This window comes from Saccharopolyspora kobensis (assembly GCF_900108315.1).
Lineage (GTDB): Bacteria > Actinomycetota > Actinomycetes > Mycobacteriales > Pseudonocardiaceae > Saccharopolyspora > Saccharopolyspora kobensis.
Genome location: NZ_FNVB01000017.1, coordinates 1 through 22,735, shown reverse-complemented (window position 1 = coordinate 22,735; position 22,735 = coordinate 1). Strand labels below are relative to the sequence as shown.

20 protein-coding genes are annotated in these 22,735 nt (G+C 71.6%); 12 read left to right on the top strand and 8 right to left on the bottom strand.

Annotated elements, in window-relative coordinates; genetic code table 11:
- Window positions 1-5 precede the first annotated feature (5 nt).
- Window positions 6-2,015 carry a glycoside hydrolase family 84 protein gene (locus tag C4T78_RS34535; RefSeq protein ID WP_093357815.1) on the top strand — a complete coding sequence of 670 codons (2,010 nt, stop codon included), beginning with the start codon at window positions 6-8 and terminating at the stop codon, window positions 2,013-2,015.
- 7 nt (window positions 2,016-2,022) lie between these two features.
- Here C4T78_RS34535 and C4T78_RS34530 read toward each other — a convergent pair whose 3' ends face one another.
- The 3 genes from C4T78_RS34530 to C4T78_RS34520 form a co-directional block, all read right to left on the bottom strand.
- Window positions 2,023-2,256 carry a PspC domain-containing protein gene (locus C4T78_RS34530; RefSeq protein WP_093357816.1) on the bottom strand — a complete coding sequence of 78 codons (234 nt, stop codon included), beginning with the start codon at window positions 2,254-2,256 and terminating at the stop codon, window positions 2,023-2,025.
- Window positions 2,257-2,410: 154 nt separating this feature from the next.
- The gene (locus C4T78_RS34525) at window positions 2,411-2,971 is read right to left on the bottom strand and encodes a suppressor of fused domain protein (RefSeq protein WP_093357817.1); all 561 of its coding nucleotides are present in this window, start codon (window positions 2,969-2,971) and stop codon (window positions 2,411-2,413) included.
- The gene (locus tag C4T78_RS34520) at window positions 2,883-3,491 is read right to left on the bottom strand and encodes an SRPBCC family protein (RefSeq protein WP_218161734.1); all 609 of its coding nucleotides are present in this window, start codon (window positions 3,489-3,491) and stop codon (window positions 2,883-2,885) included. The genes C4T78_RS34525 and C4T78_RS34520 overlap by 89 nt, the downstream gene beginning before the upstream one ends.
- 60 nt (window positions 3,492-3,551) lie before the next feature.
- Between C4T78_RS34520 and C4T78_RS34515 the strand changes: the two genes are divergently transcribed.
- The 4 genes from C4T78_RS34515 to C4T78_RS34500 all read left to right on the top strand — a co-directional run bounded on the left by C4T78_RS34515 (window position 3,552) and on the right by C4T78_RS34500 (window position 7,439).
- Entirely contained in the window at window positions 3,552-4,130 is a 579-nt protein-coding gene (locus tag C4T78_RS34515; protein WP_093357818.1) for a TetR/AcrR family transcriptional regulator, read from the top strand.
- Between the two features lie 44 nt (window positions 4,131-4,174).
- A complete protein-coding gene (locus C4T78_RS34510) occupies window positions 4,175-5,068 on the top strand; it encodes an AAA family ATPase (protein ID WP_093357819.1) in 894 nt (297 codons plus the stop codon).
- A gap of 22 nt (window positions 5,069-5,090) precedes the next feature.
- Window positions 5,091-6,221: a vWA domain-containing protein gene (locus C4T78_RS34505; protein ID WP_093357820.1), complete on the top strand. Its 1,131-nt coding sequence runs from the start codon at window positions 5,091-5,093 to the stop codon at window positions 6,219-6,221.
- Window positions 6,222-6,320: 99 nt separating this feature from the next.
- The gene (locus C4T78_RS34500; protein WP_093357821.1) at window positions 6,321-7,439 is read left to right on the top strand and encodes an XdhC family protein; all 1,119 of its coding nucleotides are present in this window, start codon (window positions 6,321-6,323) and stop codon (window positions 7,437-7,439) included.
- A gap of 27 nt (window positions 7,440-7,466) precedes the next feature.
- Here the strand turns inward: C4T78_RS34500 and C4T78_RS34495 are convergent, their stop codons facing one another.
- Window positions 7,467-8,339: a transglutaminase-like domain-containing protein gene (locus C4T78_RS34495; protein WP_093357822.1), complete on the bottom strand. Its 873-nt coding sequence runs from the start codon at window positions 8,337-8,339 to the stop codon at window positions 7,467-7,469.
- A 282-nt stretch (window positions 8,340-8,621) separates the two neighbouring features.
- On the opposite strand from C4T78_RS34495, the gene C4T78_RS34490 reads away from it, so the two are divergent.
- The 4 genes from C4T78_RS34490 (at window position 8,622) to C4T78_RS34475 (ending at window position 14,209) form a co-directional block, all read left to right on the top strand.
- Window positions 8,622-9,188 (top strand): (2Fe-2S)-binding protein, encoded by a 567-nt coding sequence (locus C4T78_RS34490; protein ID WP_093357823.1) that lies wholly within the window; start codon window positions 8,622-8,624, stop codon window positions 9,186-9,188.
- Window positions 9,185-11,617 (top strand): xanthine dehydrogenase family protein molybdopterin-binding subunit, encoded by a 2,433-nt coding sequence (locus C4T78_RS34485; RefSeq protein WP_093357824.1) that lies wholly within the window; start codon window positions 9,185-9,187, stop codon window positions 11,615-11,617. Before C4T78_RS34490 ends, C4T78_RS34485 begins: the two co-directional genes overlap by 4 nt.
- On the top strand, window positions 11,614-12,468 hold the full coding sequence (locus C4T78_RS34480) for an FAD binding domain-containing protein (protein ID WP_093357825.1): 855 nt from the start codon (window positions 11,614-11,616) through the stop codon (window positions 12,466-12,468). The genes C4T78_RS34485 and C4T78_RS34480 overlap by 4 nt, the downstream gene beginning before the upstream one ends.
- 874 nt (window positions 12,469-13,342) lie before the next feature.
- Complete coding sequence (locus C4T78_RS34475; RefSeq protein WP_093357826.1) at window positions 13,343-14,209, top strand: SRPBCC family protein; 867 nt, start codon at window positions 13,343-13,345, stop codon at window positions 14,207-14,209.
- 178 nt (window positions 14,210-14,387) lie between these two features.
- Here the strand turns inward: C4T78_RS34475 and C4T78_RS34470 are convergent, their stop codons facing one another.
- The 3 genes from C4T78_RS34470 to C4T78_RS34460 all read right to left on the bottom strand — a co-directional run bounded on the left by C4T78_RS34470 (window position 14,388) and on the right by C4T78_RS34460 (window position 18,202).
- A complete protein-coding gene (locus C4T78_RS34470; RefSeq protein ID WP_093357827.1) occupies window positions 14,388-15,365 on the bottom strand; it encodes an o-succinylbenzoate synthase in 978 nt (325 codons plus the stop codon).
- A gap of 360 nt (window positions 15,366-15,725) precedes the next feature.
- Window positions 15,726-16,319, bottom strand: a complete 594-nt coding sequence (locus C4T78_RS34465) for a suppressor of fused domain protein (protein WP_093158359.1) — start codon at window positions 16,317-16,319, stop codon at window positions 15,726-15,728.
- A 221-nt stretch (window positions 16,320-16,540) separates the two neighbouring features.
- Window positions 16,541-18,202: a DNA repair helicase XPB gene (locus C4T78_RS34460; RefSeq protein WP_093357828.1), complete on the bottom strand. Its 1,662-nt coding sequence runs from the start codon at window positions 18,200-18,202 to the stop codon at window positions 16,541-16,543.
- Between the two features lie 471 nt (window positions 18,203-18,673).
- Between C4T78_RS34460 and C4T78_RS34455 the strand changes: the two genes are divergently transcribed.
- From C4T78_RS34455 to mdlC, 3 genes are all read left to right on the top strand, one after another.
- On the top strand, window positions 18,674-19,423 hold the full coding sequence (locus C4T78_RS34455; protein ID WP_093357829.1) for an LppU/SCO3897 family protein: 750 nt from the start codon (window positions 18,674-18,676) through the stop codon (window positions 19,421-19,423).
- A 104-nt stretch (window positions 19,424-19,527) separates the two neighbouring features.
- Window positions 19,528-20,247 (top strand): LppU/SCO3897 family protein, encoded by a 720-nt coding sequence (locus C4T78_RS34450; protein WP_143186037.1) that lies wholly within the window; start codon window positions 19,528-19,530, stop codon window positions 20,245-20,247.
- 194 nt (window positions 20,248-20,441) lie between these two features.
- Window positions 20,442-22,040: a benzoylformate decarboxylase gene (gene mdlC / locus C4T78_RS34445; RefSeq protein WP_093357831.1), complete on the top strand. Its 1,599-nt coding sequence runs from the start codon at window positions 20,442-20,444 to the stop codon at window positions 22,038-22,040.
- A 237-nt stretch (window positions 22,041-22,277) separates the two neighbouring features.
- Here the strand turns inward: mdlC and C4T78_RS34440 are convergent, their stop codons facing one another.
- Window positions 22,278-22,559, bottom strand: a complete 282-nt coding sequence (locus tag C4T78_RS34440) for a hypothetical protein (RefSeq protein WP_103908194.1) — start codon at window positions 22,557-22,559, stop codon at window positions 22,278-22,280.
- Window positions 22,560-22,735 lie beyond the last annotated feature (176 nt).

The following is a 22,735-nucleotide window of genomic DNA, read 5'->3' as shown; positions in this document are numbered from 1 at the left end:
GGGTCATGTTCGGTCGAAGTGCCCGGCGGCGGTCGGCAGCGGTCGCGACGCTGATGTGCGCCGTGCTGGCGGGATGCACCAACGCCCCGCAGCCTGCCGAGCCCACCGCACCGCCGCCCGCGCCGGCGCTGCCCGCGACCGGGCTGCCGCAGGTGACTCCGCAGCCGAAGGAGATGCGGCGGCTCGGCGACGACATCGCGGTGCGGGGCAAGGCCGAGGTGGTCGTGGACCAGCTGGTCGACCAGCCCACCCGCGCGCTGGTCGAGCAGGTGCTGCGGATGGCAGGGGCGAGCGACGTCGTGGTGCGCGAGGAGGGGCAGCCGCCCGCCGAGGGCGCCGAGCTGCGCATCGAGATCGGCGCACGGGGGTCGCAGGCCATCGCGCAGGGACTGGGCGGGTTCGACCTCGCCGCACCGGCGAAGCTGCCGCCCGAGGGGTACGCGCTGGCCGGGCGCGGCGGAACGGACCCGGCGCTGGTCATCGGTGCTTCCGACGCGGCGGGCGCGTACTACGGCGCGCAGACGCTCCGCCAGCTCGCTTCGCCGGGGCGGATCGCCGGCGTCGGCATCATCGACCACCCGGACATGCCGCTGCGCGGCAGCGTCGAGGGCTTCTACGGTCCACCGTGGACGCACCAGCAGCGGATGGACCAGCTCGCCTTCTACGGCGACGTCAAGCTCAACACCTACATCTACGCGCCCAAGGACGACCCGTACCACCGGGAGAAGTGGCGCGAGCCGTACCCGCAGGACGAGTTCGCCGCGGTGCAGCAGCTGATCGGCCAGGCCGCGGCGCACCACGTGAAGTTCACCTTCGCGCTCTCGCCCGGCACGTCGATCTGCTACAGCGACGAATCGGACTTCCGCGCCCTGCTGGCCAAGCTCCAGGCGGTCTACGACTCGGGCGTGCGCGACTTCTCGGTGCCGCTGGACGACATCTCCTACACGCGCTGGAACTGCGCGGGGGACCAGGCGAAGTACGGCCGCCCGTCGCAGGACGCGGCCGGGCGGGCGCAGGCGGAACTGCTGAACCGGGTGCAGCGCGAGTTCGTCGACACCCATCCCGGCGTGGCGCCGCTTCAGTTCGTGCCGACCGAGTACTCCGACGTGGAGGACTCGCCGTACAAGTCGCAGATCCGGTCCACATTGGACCCGCGCGTGCTGGTGATGTGGACCGGGGACGGGGTGATCCCGCGCCGGATCACGGTGTCGGATGCGAAGCAGGCCGAGCAGGTGTGGGGCCGCAAGCTGTTCCTGTGGGACAACTACCCGGTCAACGACTTCGACGGCTCGGTCGGCCGCGTGCTGCTCGGCCCGTACGAGAAGCGCGAGCCGGGGCTGACCGAGCAGCTCACCGGCGGCGTGGTGAACCCGATGAACCTGGCCACGGCCAGCGAGGTGGTCGAGCTCGGCGCGGCCGACTTCTTCTGGAACAACGAGGATTTCGACGCGCAGCGGGCTTGGCGCGCGGCGGCCGACTACCTGGCGGGCAAGCGCCTCGCCGGTGGTGAGCCGGGGCTGGTCGCCGACCCGGCCACGGCCGGTGCGCTGCTGGCGTTCTTCGACCTGGAGCACATGGGCCCGCTGCCCAGCGGGCGACCGTGGTTGCCGCAGGCGCCGGAGCTGTCCCGGCGGATCGAGCAGTTCCGCGCCGGTTGGCAGAGCGGCGACCGCGCGACCGCGGTGCGGGAGCTGCGCGAGTACGCGCAGACGATCGCGGAGGCGCCGGAGCGGATCGGCGCGGGAGCACCAGCGGAGTTCGTCCAGGACGTCAAGCCGTGGCTGGCCGCCACCGAGCTGTGGGGCCAGGCGCTGGTGGCCACGGTGGACGGGCTGCAGGCACGGGCCGACGGCGACGAGGGCAGCACGTTCGGGCACTTCAGCGAGGCCAAGCAGCTCGCGGCCCGGGCCGCGCAGATCCGGACGGAACCGGGCAAGGTACGCCCGCAGGGGCCGGTCTACGTGGGTGACGGCGTGCTGGACACCTTCATCGAGCAGGCGCCCGGCATGCGCTGACCGCGGCTCACTCCTCCGGGACCACCAGCCAGCAGGCCAGGTACAGCAGGATGCCGGAGCCGAAGCCGAACAGCGTGACGGCGATCAGCGCGACCCGGGCGATGGTGGGGTCCACGCCCAGCGACTTGGCGGCTCCACCGCACAGCCCGGCGATCATCCGCTCGTCGCGGCTGCGGCGGAACTTCCGGTTGGTCGAGGTCTCGGTGGTGGTGGCGGTCGAGGTGGGGATCTCTGCGCTCATACCTGGATCCTCCGCTCCGGGAGCTCCCCGCACGTCCGGGAACAACCCCGACCCATCCCTGATCCGGCCCTGACCTTCCTCGGGCACCCCGTCGGTGAAGCCGTCCTCGCCTTTGCGAGCGGCAGCCGCTTGGGCCACGACCACCGACAGGCCTTCAGGAAGCGGTGCAGGGGCGGTGGATGTCGAGGAGATCGGCGCCGGTCTGCTCCCAGCGGTCGTAGAGCGCGTCGCGGCCGTAACGGGCGACCAGCTGCGCTTCGCCTCGGGTGATCGGGACGAGCGTGATGAGCTGCAGGACCGGTTGGCCGTTGGCGTCGAGCAGGACGTCGAACTCGTCGCCGAGGTAGGGGTGCGGCGCGGCCAGGGCACCGGCGATCTCCGAGTCCGGCAGCAGGACGCGGTCGTTCATGATCAGCGCGCCGTAGCCGACGCGGCTGTTGGACTCGGTGAGCAGCTCGGCGATCACGCCGGTCAGGTGCCGGGCGTGCAGCTCCTGGTCGGTCCGCAGCGTGCACACCAGCTCCTGCGGCAGCGGCGCGCCGGCGGTGCGCTCGCGCAGGCCGCTGGTCAGCACCGTGACGTGCGCGCCGTCGGCGTGGTCGCAGTAGACCAGGTGGTAGGCGCGCTCACGGCCGCTGGCGGCCCGGCTGTCGGCACCGCGAACCCGGCCGACGTGCTTCTCGATGTGCGCGGGAAACCCGCTGAACCGACTCATGCGCCTCCTCCCGAAGCCGTCGTGATCCTATCGGCGACCCCCGCTCCGCCAGTGCGCGCAGCAGGCGCACCCGCCAGGACCAGCGAGCAGGCTCGCGCACCGCGCCGGTGGTGGCCTCTTCGGCGCGGTCCAGGCAGTCCTCCAGCAGCGCGTCGTGCAGCGGTCGCCAGAGCACCCGCCAGGTGATCCGGGCCGGCCCGCGGGCGTGGATGGACAACAGGTGGTGCAGCGAGGTGCGCCCGTCTTCGCGCTGCACGGCGAACTCGTGGAACCCGTCGAAGCCGTGCGGAGCGGTGAAGCGGAACCGGATCCAGCGCCCGGGGGCGTAGCCGGTGATCCGGTAGCGCACCGGGCCGTGGCCGCCCGCGGCGCCCACGCCCAGCGGGCGGTCGAACCGCATCGGCGGCCACTCCCGGCTCGGCCACAGCCGGTCGTGCGGGCCGGCGAGCGAGTCGATCAGCGTTCCGGCGGTGTCCTCGTCCACCGGCAAGTGCCGGACGTGCACGTTCCGAACGGCCATCGAACCCTCCCGTTTTAGGCGGTTCTCTCTAAAACGCTATTAGAGCATATCCTCCAATACATGGGCAGGCCTCCGCGGCACGACGCCGACCGACTCCTGGACGCCGCTGTCTCGTTGGCCGCGGAGTCCGGTCCGCGCGGCGTGACCATGGCGGCGGTCGCGCGAGCCGCGGGTGCGCCGAGCGGCTCGGTGTACCACCGCTTCCCGGACCGGGCCGCGCTGCTGTCCGCCTTGTGGCTGCGCACCGTCACCCGGTTCCAAGACGGCTTCTTCGCCGTCGTCGAAGCGCCGCCGCTGGAAGCCGCCGTCGCCACCGCGCGCCACGTGATCGAGTGGTGCCGCGAGAATCCGGCCGAGGCGAAGGTGCTGCTGGCCGGTCCCGACGCCTACGGCAGGGCGGACTGGCCGGATGCGGCCCGGGAGCAGCTGGCGAAGGCGAATGCGCAGGTGGACGAGGCCCTGACCGGCTTGGCGGAGCGCCTCGGCCGATCCGGTATGGCCGGTCGGTCCCGGGTGTTCCTGGCCGTGGTCGACCTGCCCTGCGCCGTGGTCCGGCGGTACCTGGGGAGGGGCGAGGCGGTCCCGGCCTTGGAGGTTGGCACAGTCACCGACGCGGTCCGGGACCTGCTCGCCGGATGATCTGATGATCGCCCTGACCGCGGTCGGTCGCCTACGCTCGCGGTATGGCGGTGGATGACGCGTTCGACCTGAACTCCCCGGCCGAGGTCGCCAAGGCGCTGGACGACACCGGTTACCTGCCCGACGACGGCATCGCCACGGCGGCCTTCCTGGCGATGCGGATGCGGCGCCCGCTGCTGTGCGAGGGCGAGCCGGGCACCGGCAAGACCGCGCTGGCGCAGGCCCTGGCCACCGCGCTCGGGGTGGACCTGATCCGGTTGCAGTGCCACGAGGGCATCGACGCGGCGCAGGCGCTCTACGACTGGGACTTCCCGCGGCAGCTGCTGCACCTGCGCACCCTGGAAGCCGCCGCCGGGGGAGAGCTGGACGCCGAGTCCGCCGAATCCTCGCTCTACACCCGCAGGTTCCTGCTCGCGCGGCCCTTGTTGCGGGCGTTGCAGGAGTCGCCGTGCGTGCTGCTGGTCGACGAGATCGACCGCGCCGACGACGAATTCGAGGCCTTCCTGCTGGAGGTGCTGTCGGAGTACGCGGTGACGATCCCGGAGTTCGGCGTGGTGTCGGCGGTCCAGCCGCCGATCGTCGTCCTCACCTCCAACCGGACCCGCGAGGTGCACGACGCCTTGAAGCGGCGCTGCCTGTACCACTGGCTGGAGCACCCGGACCTGGAGCGCGAGGTGGCGATCCTGCGGCGTCGGCTGCCGGGGCTGGACGAGCGGCTGGCCGAGCAGGTGGCCGCGACCGTGCAGCGGATGCGGCAGATGGAGCTGCTCAAGCCGCCAGGAGTGGCCGAGGCGCTCGACTGGGCGCAGGCCTTGCAGGCGCTCGGGCAGGACGAGCTGGACACCGAGACAGCTGCGACGACGCTGGGCGCGGTGCTCAAGTACCGCGAGGACGCCGAGCGCGTCCGCGCAGCGGGCGTGCTGACCGCTGAGCGCTGAGGAATCCGGGAAGGGGGCCGGGATGCACACCGTGACCGGGCTGGTCGGATTCGCGCGTGCGCTGCGGCATTCCGGCATGGCCTGCGGCCCGACGCGCGTGCAGGCCTTCCTCGCCGCCGTCGAGCAGGCCGGGTTCGACCGCGACGCCGTCTACTGGGCGGGGCGCTTGACGCTGTGCTCCGACCCCGACGACCTGCCGCGCTACGACGCGGCCTTCGAATCCTGGTTCGGCAGTGCCGAGTCGTCCGCCGAACCGGTGGGCCGACCGCTCCCGCGGCCCGCGCAGATCGCTGCGCTGACCAGCGCCGACGGCGGCGCTGACGAGGGCGAGGCGGATCGGCCGCTGGCCGCCGCGGCCAGCGACGCCGAGGTGCTGCGCCGCCGCGACCTCTCCGAACTCGGCGTGCCGGAGCGCGAACACCTGCGGCGGATGCTCGCGGTGCTGCGCCCGGAGCCGCCGACGCGCCCAGCTCTCCGGCGTCGTGGGAGCAAGCGCGGTGCGCTGAGCTCGCGCGCGACCCTGCGCGAGATGCTGCGATCCGGTGGCGAGCCGGTGCGGCTGCGCAGGCAGCGCCGCTCCCGCCGACCGCGACGGGTCGTGCTGCTGGTCGACGTCTCGGGCTCGATGAGCGCCTACGCGGATGCGCTGCTGCGGTTCGCCCACGTCGTGGTGCGGAGAGCGCCCGCCAGCACCGAGGTCTTCACGCTCGGCACGCGGATGACGCGGGTGAGCAGGCAGTTGCGGCAGCGGGATCCGGAAGCCGCACTCCTGGCGGCTTCCCGCGCGGTGCCGGACTTCTCCGGCGGCACCAGGCTCGGCGAGACGCTCCGGGTCTTCCTGGACCGGTGGGGGCAGCGAGGTGTGGCGCGCGGAGCGGTGGTCGTGCTGTTCTCCGACGGCTGGGAACGCGGTGACGCCACCGAGCTCGCCGACCAGATGCGGCGGCTGCGGCGGTTGGCGCGCGCGGTGATCTGGGCGAACCCGCACGCCGGGCACGACGGCTACCAACCGGTGCAATCCGGGATTGTCGCGGCCATGCCGCACGTTGACCGGATGGTGGCCGGGCACAGCCTGCGTTCGCTGGAGGACGTCTGGTCCTGGGTCCGCCGGCTGTCCCAACCTGGTGCTGGAGGCGCGAAGTGCGAGAACTAGCGGCACGTTTCAGGTCCGACGCAACTTCAATGGAAATCAGGTGCGCGATTTCAATTGAAATTGCGGATCCGAGTGGTGCGGGGAGAGCGGAGGTGCGCTGTGCGTGACGTGTTGGACGAGTTGACCAAGCGGTGGGAGTCGGGCGAGTCCATCGGGCTGGGCACCGTCGTCGCGACGTTCCGCTCGGCCCCGCGGCCGCCGGGCGCGTCGATGCTGGTGACCAGCGGGGGCGAGGCCTTCGGCAGCGTTTCCGGCGGCTGCGTCGAAGGCGCGGTCTACGAGGAGGCGACCGCGACGCTGACCGGGTCCGATCCGGTGCTGCGCCGCTACGGCGTCAGCGACGACGACGCGTTCGCCGTCGGCCTGACCTGCGGCGGCATCCTGGACGTCTTCGTGGAGCGGGTCGACCGCGAGACCTTCCCCGAGCTGGACGAGGTCGCGGCATCGGTGCGCACCGAAGAGCCCGTCGCGGTCGTGACCGTCGTGGAGCACCCGGACTCGGCGAAGGTCGGCGCGCACCTGCTGGTCTGGCGCGACCGCAGCAGCGGTGGCCTGGGCTCCGCGCGGATCGATGACGCGGTGCTCGACGACGCGCGCGGCATGCTGGCCAGCGGCCGCAGCGGCGTGATCGAGTACGGGCCGGAAGGCCAGCGCCGCGGTGAGGGCCTGCGGGTGTTCGTGAACTCCTTCGAGCCGCCGCCGCGGATGCTGGTGTTCGGCGCGATCGACTTCGCCGCCGCGATGGCCCGGATGGGTGCTTTCCTCGGCTACCGCGTGACGGTGTGCGACGCGCGCCCGGTGTTCGCCACGCACAGCAGGTTCCCCGGCGTCGACGACGTGGTCGTGGACTGGCCGCACCGCTACCTCGCGGCCGAGGCGGCGGCCGGCCGGGTCGACGAGCGCACCGCGGTCATGGTCCTCACCCACGACCCGAAGTTCGACGTCCCGGTGCTGGAGGAGGCACTGCGCCTGAACCTCGGCTACGTCGGCGCGATGGGCTCCCGCCGCACCCACGACGACCGCCTCCGCAGGCTCCGCGAGCAGGGCGTCACCGAGGAGGCGCTGACCAAGCTGTCCTCCCCGATCGGCCTCGACCTGGGCGCCCGGACCCCGGAGGAAACGGCGGTGTCCATCGCGGCGGAGCTGATCGCCCTCCGCTGGGGAGGCCGCGGAGTCCGCCTGGCCGACTTGGACGGCCCCATCCACCACCACTCCTGACCAGCCGTCGGCCCGGGTGACGCCTGGTCAGGTGAGGGCGACCAGGGCGTCCAGGCCCGAGGGGGATTGGCAGTGCACGCGGTCGCCCGGGTTGAGCCTCGGGTCGGTGGCGTAGCGGTGGGCCAGTTCGCGTTCGGCGGCCTCGTCGCCGTTGTCGGCGGCGAGCAGCAGTGCGGCGATCTCGTCGACGAGGTCCAGGTCGAGGCCGTCGTCGGTGGTCGTCATCGCGCCCCAGAAGTCCCAGAGCAGGAGTTCGTCGCGGCGGCGGTGCGCCAGTTCGCGGAGCACGTAGTTGCCCGCGAACCAGGCGCCGCGCATCGGGTGGTCGGGGCCGACACCGCAGCGCTCCACGTCGATCCGCCCGCTCCGGTGGTCGGTCCAGATCTGCGCCGCCGTGACGAACGGCGCCGGGTCCGAGCGGGGCATGTCGCAGACGTCGAACGGCCAGTCCGCCTGGTCGAGCTGGGGATCGGCGAACACCCAGCGCTGCCCGTCCCAGTGCTCGACGATCACGTGGTCGGCGTGGAAGCCCTCGTGGAAGTAGGCGGCGAACCCGACGCGGCTGCGCGCCGGGATCCGGTGGTGGCGCAGTGCCGCGACGGTCAGCAGGGCGGCGTCCCGGCAGCACCCGACCAGCCGCTGCTCCAGCGGGCGCGGCGCGACCAGGTCCGGCGGGAACCTGCGCTGATCGGTGGCGAGCAGCCGCTCGGTCCAGCGCGAGTCGACCTCGGCCAGCCGATCACCGGTGAACGGGATGCCCTCGCCCCGGTAGTGCACGACGAGGCCGCGCACCACCTCCGCGACCTGCCGGACGTCCGCTGGCAACTGGTCGAGCAGCGGCGCGTAGCGGCCCGGATCGGTGTAGCGGGAATGGTGCGCGTATTCCTGCGGTGTCGTCATCGACTGTCCTCCCGGAGCGGACGATAGGGCGGATTTCCCGGGATTTTCAACGGCTTTTCCGGGTGCGCGCCGCGGTGCCGGGGAGGTCGCATCCGAAGAGGACTCGCCGCGGTGGTCCTGACGGCTACTCGGTGCGACTGAACGGCCATTCTTTTGCGCGCTTGCTCGGGTCCGTGTGGCGTAGCAGGCTCTATCGATGTGACGCCCGTCACCCAGGCGGAGTAGTCCGAGTTCCCGACCGTCCGCGCACCGCGGGCCAGTCCCTCCGAGGAGGCCGCCCAAATGCCGCGCATCACCGTCAACGTAGACGGCACCCACTACACCGATGAGGTCGAGCCGCGCATGCTGCTCGTCCAGTACCTCCGCGAACGAGCAGGCAAGGTGGGCACCGTCATCGGTTGCGACACCAGCAACTGCGGCGCGTGCACCGTCCACCTCGACGGCCGCAGCGTGAAGTCGTGCTCGGTCCTCGCCGTGCAGGCCGACGGGCACGACGTGACCACCGTCGAAGGGCTCGCCCAGGACGGCAGGCTGCACCCGCTGCAGCAGGCCTTCCACGACAACCACGCCCTGCAGTGCGGGTTCTGCACTCCCGGGATGATCATGCAGGCGCTCGACCTGCTGGCCGAGGTGCGCGAACCCGACGACCAGCAGATCCGGGAGGGCATGGAGGGCAACCTCTGCCGCTGCACCGGGTACCAGAACATCGTCCGCGCGGTCTCCGACGCCGCGCAGCGCATGCGACCCGGAGCCGGCCCGGAGATGGAGCACACCGAGGACACCCCGGCGCCGCGAACGCCCGCCGACGAGCACGCCGAGCCGAAGGTGACGGGAGGCCGCCAGTCATGACCTCGGTGCTGGAACCCGAACTGGGACGCGCCCGAAAGCGCAAGGAGGACGCGCGGCTGATCACCGGCCGCACCCGCTGGACCGACAACCTCAACCCCGCGGGCACCCTGCACCTGGCGGTCCTGCGCAGCCCGGTCGCGCACGCCCGCATCAGGTCGATCGACACCGCGGCCGCGCGCCGGATGTCCGGTGTGGTCGCGGTGTTCACCGGTCGCGATCTCGCCGACGAGCAGGGCAGCCTGCCGTGCGCGTGGCCGATCACCGAGGACATGAAGGCGCCGGTGGCGCCGCCGATCGCGGTCGACGAGGTGCGCTTCGCCGGGGAGGCGGTCGCGGTCGTCGCGGCCCGCAGCGCGGCCGAGGCGCGCGATGCGCTGGACGTCATCGACGTCGACTACGACGACCTGCCCGTGGTGCTGGACATGGAATCCGCGCTGCAAGCGGACTCCCCGCTGGTGCACGAGGACCTGGGCACCAACCGCAACGCCACCTGGACGTTCGACTCGGCGGAGGCGGGCACCGGCGGCTCGGTCGAGGAGGCGCTGCGCAGCGCGGAGGTGCGCGTCGAGCGGACCTTCCGGCAGCAGCGGCTGATCCCCGCCTTCATGGAGCCGCGCTCGGTGGTCGTCGACCCGACGGGCGAGCAGATCACCATGTGGTCGGCCACCCAGGTGCCGCACATCCTGCGGCTGATGCTGGCCATGTCGCTGGGCGTGCCGGAGCAGAAGATCCGGGTCATCGCCCCGGACGTGGGCGGCGGTTTCGGCGGCAAGCTGCAGGTGACGCCGGAGGAGTTCATCGCCTTCGTGCTGGCCCGCAAGCTCGGCAAACCGGTGAAGTGGACCGAATCCCGCTCCGAGACGATGGTTTCCGCGCACCACGGCCGCGACCAGGTGCAGAAGCTGTCGATGGCGGCCGACCGGGACGGCCGGATCACCGGGCTGAAGGTCGAGCTGCTCGCCGACATGGGCGCCTACCTGCGCCTGGTCACGCCGGGCATCCCGATCCTCGGCGCGTTCATGTTCAACTCGATCTACAAGATCCCCGCCTACCACTTCAGCTGCACCAACGTGTTCACCAACAAGACGCCCACCGACGCCTACCGCGGCGCCGGGCGGCCGGAGGCGACCTTCGCCATCGAGCGGATGATGGACGAGCTGGCCGCCGAGCTCGGCGTGGACCCGATGGAGGTGCGGCGCAAGAACTGGATCGCGCACGAGGAGTTCCCGTACGACACGGTCGCCGGGCTGACCTACGACTCCGGCAACTACGAGGCCGCCACCGACAAGGCGATGGAGCTGTTCGGCTACGAGGCGCTGCGCGCGGAGCAGGAGGAGCGTCGGCGCAGCGGTGATCCGGTGCAGCTGGGCATCGGCATCTCGACGTTCACCGAGATGTGCGGGCTGGCCCCGTCGCGGGTGCTCGGTTCGCTGTCCTACGGCGCCGGCGGGTGGGAGCACGCGTCGATCCGCGTGCTGCCGACCGGCAAGGTGGAGGTCGTCACCGGGACCTCGCCGCACGGTCAGGGGCACGAGACGGCGTGGAGCCAGATCGTGGCCGACCGGCTGGGCGTGCCGTTCGAGGACGTCGAGGTGCTGCACGGCGACACCCAGGTCTCGCCGAAGGGCCTGGACACCTACGGTTCGCGGTCGCTGGCGGTGGGCGGCATGGCGGTGGTGCAGGCCGCCGACAAGGTCGTGGAGAAGGCCAAGAAGATCGCCGCGCACCTGCTGGAGTGCGGTGAGGACGACGTGGAGTTCACCGCGGGCCGCTTCGGTGTGCGCGGCACCGACCGGGGCACCGCGCTCGGCGAGGTCGCGCTGGCCGCGTTCGCCGCGCACGACCTGCCCGACGGGGTGGAGCCGAACCTCGACGCCGATGCCACCTTCGACCCGGAGAACTTCTCCTTCCCGCACGGCACGCACCTGTGCGCGACCGAAGTGGACACCGAGACCGGCATGGTGAAGATCCGCAAGTACGTCTGCGTGGACGACATCGGCGCCGTGATCAACCCGCTGATCGTGGAGGGCCAAGTGCACGGCGGGCTGGCGCAGGGCATCGCGCAGGCGCTGTTCGAGGAGGCCGTGTACGACGAGACCGGCACCCTGACCACCGCCACGCTGGCCGACTACCTGGTGCCCTCGGCGGCCGACCTGCCGGAGTTCATCACCGACCGCACCGAAACCCGCGCGACGTCGAACGTCTTGGGCGTCAAGGGAGTCGGCGAGGCCGGCACCATCGCCTCGACGCCCGCGGTGGTGAACGCGGTGGTCGACGCGCTGCGACCGATGGGCGTCAACGACGTGGAGATGCCGTGCTCGCCGCAGCGGGTGTGGCGCGCCGTGACGGGTGCGCGTGAAAGCGGTGCCACCGCACCGGAAGCCGGTGGCGGTCTCGGTTCGGTGAATCCCCAGGGAGGTGCCCGGTGATCCCCGCCCAGTTCGAGTACGTCGCTCCCTCCACAGTGGAGGAAGCGGTGGCCGCGCTCGCCGAGTTCGGCGACGAGGCCAAGGTGCTGGCCGGTGGGCAGAGCCTGCTGCCGGTGCTGCGGATGCGGCTGGCCGACCCGCAGCTGCTGGTCGACCTCGGCCGCGTCGAGGACATGCGCGGAGTCCGCGAGGACGGCGACGCGCTGGTGATCGGCGCGATGACGACCCACCACGACGTGCTGCGGGATCCGCTGGTGCGGCAGCACGCCGAGCTGATCGCGCTGGCCACCCGCACGGTCGCCGACCCGCAGGTGCGCCACCGCGGCACCTTCGGCGGCTCGCTCGCGCACGCCGATCCGGCCGGTGACCTGCCCGCCCCGGCGCTGGCGCTGGACGCGGAGATGGTGCTGGTCGGGCCCTCCGGTCAGCGCACCGTGCCCGCCGCGGAGTTCTTCACCGACTACTTCACCACCGCGCTGGAACCGGCCGAACTGCTGGTCGAGGTGCGGGTGCCGAAGTGGACCGGGTGGCGCGCGCACTACGAGAAGTTCAACCGCGTGGCCCAGGCGTGGTCGATCGTCGGCGTGGCGGCCGCGGTGCGCGTCGCCGACGGGCAGATCGCCGAGGCCCGCATCGGCCTGACCAACATGGGCCCGACGCCGATCCGCGCGACCGGCGTCGAGCAGGCCCTCGTCGGTCAACCGGCCACGCCGGAGGCGATCCGCGCGGCGGCCCGCCACGCCACGGAGGGCACCAGCCCGACGGCCGACGCCAGCGCCGACGTCGACTACCGCTCGCACCTCGCGGAAGTCCTCACCGGCAGAGCGGTCCTCACCGCAGCCTCCGGCTGACCCCGCGGCCTTGACGGCCAAGCCACCCGGCTTGGCCGTCAAGACCCGCCCCCGGCCCGGCTGCCCGCCCCCGGCCCGGCTGCCTGCCCCCGGCCCGGCTGCCTGCCCCCGGCCCGGCTGCCTGGCTCGGTCTGGCTGCCTGGCTCGGTCTGGCTGCCTGGCTCGGTCTGGCTTGGCCTGCTGGCTCGGTTTGGCTTGGCTGTCCGTCCCCCGGTTTGGCTCCCCGTCCCAGCCCGCCTGCCCGGCCCGGCTTGGTCTGGCTTGGCCCGGCTGCCCGGCGGGGAGCCGCGGCCAGGACGGGAGTCCGCTGTGAAGTGAGAGTCGAAGTCCTAGATCCGCGAGGTCCTCTTGCCCCGGACGAGGAACGTCGTGGTGGTCCCAAGTCCCCTCCCGGACGCACCCCCGGTGCGTCCGGTCCCCGACACTCCGACGGGCCGCGCAGACCTCGCCAGCTCCGGAGACGACTTGTGCAATTTCAATGGAAATCGAAGAGCTGATTTCAATGGAAGTTGCGCCACGTCGGCGTGTCGTTGGCCGACACGCCGACGTGGCAGTCAATTTCAATGGAAATCAGACCTCCGATTTCCATTGAAATTGCGCAGGAAGTGGTGACGGGCGTGAGTTGACGGCGGGTGGTGGGGCCTGCGGAGGGTGTGCGTTGTGCGACTGGGTCGCCCGGTCGGGTGGGGTTGGTGTCGTGAGGACGGTGGAATGCGTGGCCGGTCCGGGTCGTGGTGGTGATCATGGATGCCGCTCGATGATCCGAACGGGGTAGAGGTCGGCCGCCGAGGCTGGGAAGCTGGAAGCTGATGCCTCAGCAGAGAGGACGGCCCGTCCCGCCGGGCCGAGTTCGTTCGAACCAGGAGGACTCCCCGTGCAGATGCAGCACCAGTTCAGCGTTCCGGTGCCGGTCGAGGTGGCCTGGCAGGCGCTGCTCGACCCGGAGCGGGTCGCACCGTGCATGCCCGGCGCGACCCTCACCAAGGCCGAGGGCAACGAGTTCTCCGGCTCGGTGAAGGTCAAGCTCGGCCCGGTGACGCTGCTCTACAAGGGAACCGGCACCTTCAAGGAGATCGACGAGGACGCCCGCCGCGTGGTGATCGACGCCAGCGGCAAGGACTCCCGCGGCAGCGGCACCGCCGCGGCGACGGTGGCCGCGGTGCTGACGTCCGAAGGCGACACCACCGCGGTCACGGTGGACACCGACCTGAAGGTCACCGGCAAGCCCGCGCAGCTGGGCCGCGGCCTGATCTCCGAGGTCGGCGGCAAGATCCTGAACCAGTTCGCGGCCAACCTCGCCAAGCAGCTCACCGAGGAAGGCGCCCCCGCCGAGGCCAAGCCGGCGGCCGGATCGGCGCAGCCGACCGGTGCAGCCGGGGCGAAGCCCGGCGAAGCGAAGCCCGGCGGAGCCGAGGCGGAGCCCGAGAAGGCCGAAGCCGCAGCGGCGAAGCCCGCGGAGGCGAAGGAGACGAAGGCTTCGAGCGCCGCAGGCGCGGCGAAGCCGAGCTGGCGGGTCACGCCGGCAGGCGGTCAGGGCGAGCCCGCGAGCCCGGCGAAGGCGGAGCCTTCGCGGCGGGAGGCAGCGACCGCCGGAGGCGGCGCGGCGTCGGACGACGCGATCGACCTGCTCGGCACGGCCGGGGCTCCGGTCCTCAAGCGCCTCGCCCCGCTCGCGGTCGCGGTCGTCGCTCTCGGCATCGTCTTCCGCCTCGTCCGTCGTCGCCGTCGTCGTCGCGCCTGATCCCGTCGCCCGGCGGCCGAGGCGTTGCGCGAGACCATCATCGGTCCCGTTTCCGCTGGTCAGGTCCCGTGAGTGCTTTGAGGGGCTATAGCACCACAAAGCACTCACGGGCTGTTACCAGCGGAAACGGAGCCAGAGTTGGCGACGTGGCCCAGGGTGCCGCGGCTTTCCCGGCGCGTCAGGCGCAGCGGAGGGCGTTGACGCGGGTGAGGCGTTCCAGCCAGTAGTGCTGGACGTCGGCTGTGGGCGTTGCCGCCGCTACCAGGGCCGGGTCCGGTTCCGGGGGGCGGCGGAGCACCGGGAGGTGGCCGTTCGCCGGGAGCAGGGAGTTCGCGACGACGTCGCCGTCCAGGAGCGCCATCGTGCCCAGGCCGCAGGCGAACGGGAGTTCCGGCAGGGCCCCGGCCAGGGCGAGCTGGGCGGCGAGGCCGATGCTCGTCTCCACCGCCGATGACACCACGCACGGCAGCCCGCACGCCTCGGCCACCTGCAGCGCGCGCCGCACGCCGCCCAGCGGCGTCGCCTTGATGATCGCCACGTCCGCGGCTCCGGCCACCGCGACGCGCAGCGGATCTTCGGCGCGGCGGATGCTCTCGTCCGCCGCGATGCGCACGTCCACCTGGCGGCGGACGGCGGCGAGCTCGTCCACCGTCGGGCAGGGCTGCTCGGCGTATTCCAGACCACCGGCCGCCCGGTCCAGTTCGCGGATCCTGGCGACGGCCGTGTCGACGTCCCACGCGGCGTTGGCGTCGATGCGGATCGCGCCGTCCGGGCCCAGCGCGTCGCGCACGGCGGCGACGCGCTCGACGTCGTCGCCCGCTGCCTGCCCGGGCTCGGCGACCTTGACCTTCGCCGTGCGGCAACCCGATGCCGCGACGATCGCGTGCGCCTTGTCCGCCGACACCGCCGGAACCGTGCAGTTCACCGGGATGCTGGTGCGCACCGGCTCCGGCCAGGGATCGGTGCAGGCCTCGAGCGCGGCCGTCAGCCACGGCACCGACTGGGCGTCGTCGTAGTCCTCGAAGGGGCAGAACTCGCCCCACCCGGCCGGGCCGCTGAGCAGTACTCCGCGCCGGACCGTCACCCCGCGGAACCTGTTGCGCATCGGCAGCGCGTAGACCCGAACCGCATCCAGTTCCGCGAGGTCGATCGTCATGGCCCCGATCCTGTCACCCCGCCGCCGCCACGGCGTGCCAGGGGACGCGGTGCCGGGCTGCACCCGTGCGGAGCAGCGGGCCGGGAAATGCATCGATGAAGGTTCACGCATTAGTCCGAACCACCATCGCCGCGCTGGTAGCTCCGCCCGCGACCGGATCGGGGGCGCGATGCGAGGGATTCCGACCAGCGCGGTCATCGCCGTTGCGGCGCTCGGCCTGCTGCCCGCGGTGCCGGAGATGGACGGGATCGCGCCGGTCCGGCCGACGACGAGGAGCTGATCATCGATCAGGGCGGCGGCGCTGCGGACGTGGTGATCGCGTCGGCGCCAGCGACGTCCACGACTGCGCCTGACCGCCTCTCAAGCGACGCTGGGGCGTCCGAGGTCGAAGACGTCGACCTCGAAGCGGGCCCACTGCTGGCGCAGCGCCGTCACCCCGTTGTCGAGGATGTAGTTCAGCTCGCCGAGCGTCACCGGGAGCAGGGTGAACACCTGGAGCTGCTCGACGCCGTCCGGGTCGGTGAACCTGGTGAACTCCGGCGCGAACATCGGGTGGCCGCTGGCCAGCACGCCGTGGAACTCGGTGCCCGGCAGCAGCGGCTCCTCGTTCGGCACGATCTGGTCGGGCACCAGGAAGGTGCGCTGCTGCACCAGCACCTCGGCGGTGAGGTCGACCAGGTGCCGCGCGGCCTCGGCCTGCTCCTTGTAGACCGTGCAGGCCAGTTCCTGGGCCGGTTCGGCGCCCAGCGGCTGGAAGCGCAGGCCGCTGCTGATCACCGTGGTCAGGTGGTACTTCTCCAGGTTGAAGAAGACGAGCCCGTAGCCGCGGTTGGTGCCGCGCGCGTTCGGGGGTTCGGCCGCCGTCGGCGTCCCGGCGTGGCGTTCGAGGTTCTCCGCGAGCCCGACGAACCGGTGCGCGCCGCCGAGGGCGGTGCGTTCGTGCTCGGTGGTCATCCGATCTCCATGGTCCCTGCCTGCGGTGCGCGCCCGCACCCGTCTTCCCCCAGGCGTTCCGTCAGCCGCGTATCACCGGTCGTCGCTGCGCTCCGCGGTTCGGCGCATCTGGACCGACGTGCCTGGTCAGCTCGCGTGCGTCCACCGCAACCGTAGCGGCTACCGGTCCCAGCGTGGACACATTTGGGTGACAGCTGATCGGGTAAGTCCCGGAATTGTCCTCACCCGACGTCCGGGATCGGCGGACCGAGCAGGTCGTCGGCGTCGACGATCCGGTACGCGTAGCCCTGCTCGGCGAGGAACCGCTGCCGGTGCGCCGCGTAATCGGTGTCCAGCGTGTCCCGCGAGACCACCGAGTAGAAGTGCGCCTGCTTGCCGTCGGCCTTCGGCCGCAGCAGCCTGCCGAGCCGCTGCGCCTCCTCCTGCCGCGACCCGAAGGTGCCCGACACCTGCACCGCCACCGAGGCCTCCGGCAGGTCGATGGAGAAGTTCGCGACCTTCGAGACCACCAGCCGGTTGATCTCCCCGTTGCGGAAGGCGTCGAACAGCGCCTCGCGCTCCTTGTTCTTCGTCGAGCCCTCCACGATCGGCGCGTCCAGCGCCGCGCCGAGGTCGTGCAGCTGGTCCAGGTAGGCGCCGATGACCAGCGACGGCTCGCCCGGGTGCCGGTCCAGGATCGCCTTGACCACCGGGGCCTTGGTGCGTGCCGTGGAGCACAGCTTGTAGCGCTCCTCGGCCTCGGCCGTGGCGTACTCCAGGCGCTCGTTGTCGGTCAGCGTCACCCGCACCTCGACGCAGTCGGCCGGGGCGATCCAGCCCTGCGCCTCGATGTCCTTCCACGGCGCGTCGTAGCGCTTCGGGCCGATCAGCGAGAACACGTCGCCCTCGCGGCCGTCCTCGCGCACCAGCGTGGCGGTCAGCCCGAGGCGCCGCCGGGACTGCAGGTCGGCGGTCATCCGGAACACCGGCGCGGGCAGCAGGTGCACCTCGTCGTAGACGACCAGGCCCCAGTCGCGGGAGTCGAACAGCTCCAGGTGCTTGTACTCGCCCTTGGAGCGGCGGGTGATCACCTGGTAGGTGGCGATGGTGACCGGCCGGATCTCCTTCTTCTCGCCGGAGTACTCGCCGATCTCCTCCTCGGTCAGCGAGGTCCGCTCGATCAGCTCCCGCTTCCACTGCCTGCCCGCGACCGTGTTGGTGACCAGGATCAGCGTGGTCGCCTGCGCCTCGGCCATGGCCGCCGCGCCGACCAGCGTCTTTCCCGCGCCGCAGGGCAGCACCACGACGCCCGAGCCGCCCGCCCAGAACGACTGCACCGCCTGCGCCTGGTAGTCGCGCAGCACCCAGCCGTTCTGCTCCAGCTTGATCGGGTGCGCCTCGCCGTCGACGTAACCGGCCAGGTCCTCGGCGGGCCAGCTGACCTTGAGCAGCATCTGCTTGAGCCGCCCGCGCTCGCTGGGGTGCACCACGACGGTGTCGTCGTCGATGCGCTGGCCGAGCATCGGGGTGATCTTCTTGTTCCGCAGGATCTCCTCGAGCACGGCCCGGTCGAAGGACTTCAGCACCAGCCCGTGCGCCGGGTCGTTGACCAGCTGCAACCGCCCGAAGCGGCCCATCGTCTCGACGATGTCGACCAGCAGCGGCTGCGGCACCGGATAGCGCGAGAAGCGCACCAGCCCGTCGACCACCTGCTCCGCGTCGTGCCCGGCGGCGCGCGCGTTCCACAGCGCCAGCGGGGTGATGCGGTAGGTGTGCACGTGCTCCGGGGCGCGTTCCAGCTCCGCGAACGGGGCGATGGCGGTGCGCGCCTCGTCGGCCAGGTCGTGGTCGACTTCGAGCAGCAGCGTCTTGTCGGACTGGACGATCAGGGGTCCGTCGGTCACGGGTGCGAGCTCCCTCGGGTCCGCAGGCGATCAGTGACCTCGCCGACACGCCCGCGCGGGGCGTGTGCGCTGGTCACACGACACCTACGAGGGTACTTGCCCGGTCGGCGGCGTGGAGCCGGAGCGGCGAGCGCGCGGTGCGCCGGGGCACGCTGCCGACCGCACCTGCTCAGCGATGGCCCGACGCCCTCGGCGCCGTTGCTGTCCGGGGCGAGCCGCTGCCGCGCACCTCGACCCGATCGTCCGAAGTGGACACCAGGTCGCCGTGTCCAGCGGGAGCGGCCCAGCGGCCGCCGAGATGCCCGGCGGCGGGCGGGCACCCCGGGCTTCCCGGAGGCGGAATGGCAGGTCATGCTGTTGATCGGGAAGGCTCCTGACCGGTGTGGCGCACGCTTCCATATCAGCCGATCGCGCACCGAAGTCCGGGCGGGCGGTTAGCCTTCTCGGGGTGAACGAATATACGGAGGAGCAGTGAGCTACCCACAGCAGCCGGATCCTTACGGATCGCAGTCGGGGCCGTACTCGAACCAGTACCCCAGTGGTCAGTACCCGACCGGCGGCTATCCGACCGGTGGTTACCCGCCGCCCAACGAGTCCGACGACTTCTGGCGCCACGTCGCCGGGAGTCAGCCGCCGCAGCCGCCGCAGCCGCCGAAGAAGAAGTCCACCGGGCTCATCCTCGGCCTGATCGGCGCCGGCGTCGCGGTGATCGGCGTGGTCACGCTGGTGGTCGTGATGATCATCAACGTCAACAGCCGTCCGCAGGCGAACCCGAAGCCGCCGGCCGGCGCTGATCCCACCCAGAGCCGGACCACCGAGAGCGAGGTCGACTCCGGCCCGATCACGGTGGGCGACTGCATCGACCTGGCCGACGAGCGCGGCGGCGAGATGACCCCGGCCAGCTGCGGTTCGATCGACTCCGACTACGAGGTCGTGAAGGTCTCCAACAGCACCGACCGCTCGGTGTGCGGTGACGACTACAGCAACATCACCGGCGGCAAGACCTACTGCATCGTCCTCGACGTCGAGGCGGGCGACTGCATCACGCCTTATAACGAGGCGAGCAACCAGATCCCGCTGAAGCTCGACTGCGCCGAGGCGAAGGACCAGATCACCAGGGTCGCCCCGCGCGGCGAACCGGCGCAGGTCTGCGGCGAGGGCGACGGCTACTACAACTTCGCGGAGAAGACCTTCTGCTTCAACGACGTCAAGGGCGCCTGATCCCCTCGGCGTGAGCTGCGTTGCAATGTGGTCGAGCTGATCACGCAGGAACGGCGGATTCGCTAGTTTTTCGCCGTTTTCAGCTCATCCACTGGGGGATTTCCGTGACTCAGCCACCGCAGTTCGGCCAGCATCCGCAGCAGCAACCGCAGTGGGGCCGACCGCCTCAGCAGCAGTGGGGGCAACCGCAGCAACCGGTTCCACCGCAGGGATATCCGCAGCAGCCGCCCGTGCCGGCGCCGGGATATCCGCAGCAGCAACAGATTCCGCCGCAGGGCTACCCGGGCGGCCCGCCACCGCAGGGCTACCCGGGTGGCCCTGCGCCGCAGAAGAGCGGTGTCGGGAAGAAGATCCTCGGCGTGGTGGGCACGTTGGGCCTCGGCATCGTCGGCGTCGTGGTCCTGGCGCTGCTGCGCAGCGTCGACGGTGGTGGCATCGCCGTGGGCGAGTGCGTCGACATCACCAGCCCGAGCATGGCCCGCGCGGACTGGGAAACGGCGGCCTGCGGGACGTCGAAGTCCGACTTCAAGGTCGCCAAGCAACTCGACGGGCGCGCCAGCTGCGGCGATGACTACGACTCGGCGGAAAGGCCCGGCGACTACGTGCTGTGCCTCGTGCCGGACGTCGCGGTCGGCGACTGCCGGACCGATTCGCCGACCGAGCTCCAGGTCAAGGTGCCGTGCACGGATCCGGACGCCAAGCACCGGATCACCGCCGTGGCCGACAACGCCAGCGGTCCTCCCGAGTGCGCCGAGGGCGATCCCGACCAGTACTACATGGTCTGGAACGAGCCTGCCCTGACCATCTGCTGGAAGTCCGCCTGAGAGGTCCCACCCGGTGGTCCTCGTGCGGGACCACCAGGTGGTTTCGGACACCTCGTGCGGGAAGAGCCCAGTTCGGCCCCCCGCGATTCCGGCCAGTGACCAACGCGATCTGGTCCAGACCTGGCTGATGTGTTCTCGTTGCAGGGACAACCTCGCAGGTGAGCGGGGTTGTTCGCATGATGAGGGAGGCTTCGATGCGCAGCGAGGACCGCACGGTCCGTAACATCACCCGGACCCTGATGCGGGAACTCGGGTTGACCACCGTGTTCGGGAACCCGGGCACGACCGAGGTGCCGTTCCTGACCGGCTGGCCGGACGACTTCCGGTACGTGCTCGGCCTGCAGGAGTCCGCGGTGGTCGCGATGGCCGACGGTTTCGCGCAGGCGCGCCGCGAGCCGGTGCTGGTCAACCTGCACTCCGCGGGCGGGGTGGGGCACGCGCTCGGCGCGATCTTCACCGCCTACCGCAACCGCACGCCGATGATCATCACGGCGGGCCAGCAGACCCGCAGCCTGATGTTCGGCGAGCCGTTCCTCGGTGCCACCGACGCGCCGAACTTCCCGCAGCCGTACGTGAAGTGGAGCTACGAGCCCGCGCGCGCCGAGGACGTGCCCGCCGCGCTGGTGCGCGCCTACCAGCTGGCCACCACGCCGCCGTACGGCCCGGTGTTCCTGTCCATCCCGGCCGACGACTGGGATCAGCCCGGCGTCCCGGTGCCCGCCCGGCCGCGCACTCCCGGCTTCGCGCCGGATCCGGCCGCGGTGTCCGAGCTGGCCGAGGCGCTGCGCGGCTGCGAGCGCCCGGCGTTCGTGGTCGGCCCGGCGGTGGACGGCGACCGGGTGGTCGACGAGATGGTGCAGCTGGCCGAGAAGTCGAAGGCCGCGGTGCTGGTGGCGCCGATGTCGCCGCGCTGCTCCTTCCCGGAGGACCACCCGCAGTTCGCCGGGTTCCTGCAGCCCGAGCAGCGCGCGCTCACCGCGGAGCTGGCCGAGTACGACCTGGTCGTGGTGTGGGGCGCGCCTGCGTTCACCTACCACGTGTACCGCGGCGAGAGCGAGGTCGAGCTCCCGGAGATGTTCCTGGTGCACGACGACCCGGAGGTGCTGGCCCGAGCCCGCCAGGGGCGCGGCGTGCTGAGCACGTTGGCGCACGCGGTGCAGCAGGTGAACGCGCAGGTCGAGGACGTGCAGCGGCCCGCGCCGCGGACCTACGCCCGGCCGGAGAAGCCGGTCGCGGCCACGCCGCTGAGCGCGGCCTACGTGTTCGACGCGATCTCCGAGGCGCTGCCCGCGGACGCGGCGGTGGTGGAGGAGACGCCCAGCCACCGCAACGACCTGCACGAGCACTTCCCGATCCGGTCGACCGACGGCGGGTTCTTCACCGGCTTCTCCGGTGCGCTCGGTTACGGCATCTGCGCGGCGGTCGGCGTGGCGATGGCCGACCCGAAGCGGCGCACGGTGGCGCTGCTGGGCGACGGCTCCAGCATGTACGGCATCCAGTCGGTGTGGACGGCGGTGCGCGAGCAGGCACCGGTCACCTTCGTGATCATGGACAACTCGCGCTACGCCGCGGTGGCGGTCCTGGGCGAGGCGGCGGGCGGCGACAAGCTGCCCGGCGTGGAGCTCGGCGGCATCGACTTCACGGCCCTGGCGACCAGCCTCGGCTGCCCGTCGAAGCTGATCGAAACCCCGGAGGACCTGGCCGAAGCCCTCACCGAGGAGTTCGCGGCCGACAAGCAGGGCCCGACCCTCCTCCACGTCAAGGTCGACCCGAACCAGCGCTACCTGTACTGATCACCGGTTCCGCCTGCACAAGGCCCGTGAGCGCTTTGGGGTGCCATAGCCCCACAAAACACTCACGGGCCTTTCGCGTTGGATGCCGTTCACCGGGTGGTTGCTGAGTGGGGGTGGCCGGTCGGCGCGTTGGGGAGGGGCGCTGCGCCGACCGGCCGGTAGAGCCCTGGCCGCGTGGTCGGGGGCGTGCTGCGGCGGGGCTCTGGCTGTGGTGGTTTCGCGGGGAATCGCGTGGTGTTACGGGTGGCGGAGCGCTTCGTGGGCGCGGTGGTGGAGTTCGAGGGGTGGGGCGTCTGGTGTGGACGGTGGTGGTTGTGGGTGGGGTTCGCGGAGGCGGTGGCGGCCGGTTCGTTCGCGTTGGCGGCGTTCGGCTTCGACGTGGGCGATGAGCTGGTGGACCGTGAGTGCGCCTTCGCCGCTGCCGGAGTGCTGAGGGCGGTGGGTGTTCCAGTAGATCGCGAGCAGGTAGAACGCGATGCCTGCGGTGATCATGATGATGCCGGGCAGTGCGGTGGCCATGTCAGTTGCTCCGTGCGGTCGTGGTGGTGGGCAGTTCTCGGGCGATTCGGTGCGCTTCGGTGTTGCAGCTGTCGCAGGTGGGCCACAGCCAGCCGATCTCGGAGTTGTCGGCGATGACCTGCTCCCGGCACAGCGTCGCCACGGAAGTCCCGCTGGGATAGGCCAAAGCTCCCTCG

What these genes read in the sequence shown, in the direction of transcription:
- C4T78_RS34535 (WP_093357815.1), top strand. Translation starts at nt 6, where the DNA reads ATGTTCGGTCGAAGTGCCCGGCGGCGGTCGGCAGCGGTCGCGACGCTG.
- mdlC (WP_093357831.1), top strand. Translation starts at nt 20,442, where the DNA reads ATGCGCAGCGAGGACCGCACGGTCCGTAACATCACCCGGACCCTGATG.
- C4T78_RS34495 (WP_093357822.1), bottom strand. Translation starts at nt 8,339, where the DNA reads ATGACGACACCGCAGGAATACGCGCACCATTCCCGCTACACCGATCCG.
- C4T78_RS34485 (WP_093357824.1), top strand. Translation starts at nt 9,185, where the DNA reads ATGACCTCGGTGCTGGAACCCGAACTGGGACGCGCCCGAAAGCGCAAG.
- C4T78_RS34440 (WP_103908194.1), bottom strand. Translation starts at nt 22,559, where the DNA reads ATGGCCACCGCACTGCCCGGCATCATCATGATCACCGCAGGCATCGCG.
- C4T78_RS34515 (WP_093357818.1), top strand. Translation starts at nt 3,552, where the DNA reads ATGGGCAGGCCTCCGCGGCACGACGCCGACCGACTCCTGGACGCCGCT.
- C4T78_RS34525 (WP_093357817.1), bottom strand. Translation starts at nt 2,971, where the DNA reads ATGAGTCGGTTCAGCGGGTTTCCCGCGCACATCGAGAAGCACGTCGGC.
- C4T78_RS34505 (WP_093357820.1), top strand. Translation starts at nt 5,091, where the DNA reads ATGCACACCGTGACCGGGCTGGTCGGATTCGCGCGTGCGCTGCGGCAT.
- C4T78_RS34520 (WP_218161734.1), bottom strand. Translation starts at nt 3,491, where the DNA reads ATGGCCGTTCGGAACGTGCACGTCCGGCACTTGCCGGTGGACGAGGAC.
- C4T78_RS34465 (WP_093158359.1), bottom strand. Translation starts at nt 16,319, where the DNA reads ATGACCACCGAGCACGAACGCACCGCCCTCGGCGGCGCGCACCGGTTC.
- C4T78_RS34510 (WP_093357819.1), top strand. Translation starts at nt 4,175, where the DNA reads ATGGCGGTGGATGACGCGTTCGACCTGAACTCCCCGGCCGAGGTCGCC.
- C4T78_RS34470 (WP_093357827.1), bottom strand. Translation starts at nt 15,365, where the DNA reads ATGACGATCGACCTCGCGGAACTGGATGCGGTTCGGGTCTACGCGCTG.
- C4T78_RS34530 (WP_093357816.1), bottom strand. Translation starts at nt 2,256, where the DNA reads ATGAGCGCAGAGATCCCCACCTCGACCGCCACCACCACCGAGACCTCG.
- C4T78_RS34490 (WP_093357823.1), top strand. Translation starts at nt 8,622, where the DNA reads ATGCCGCGCATCACCGTCAACGTAGACGGCACCCACTACACCGATGAG.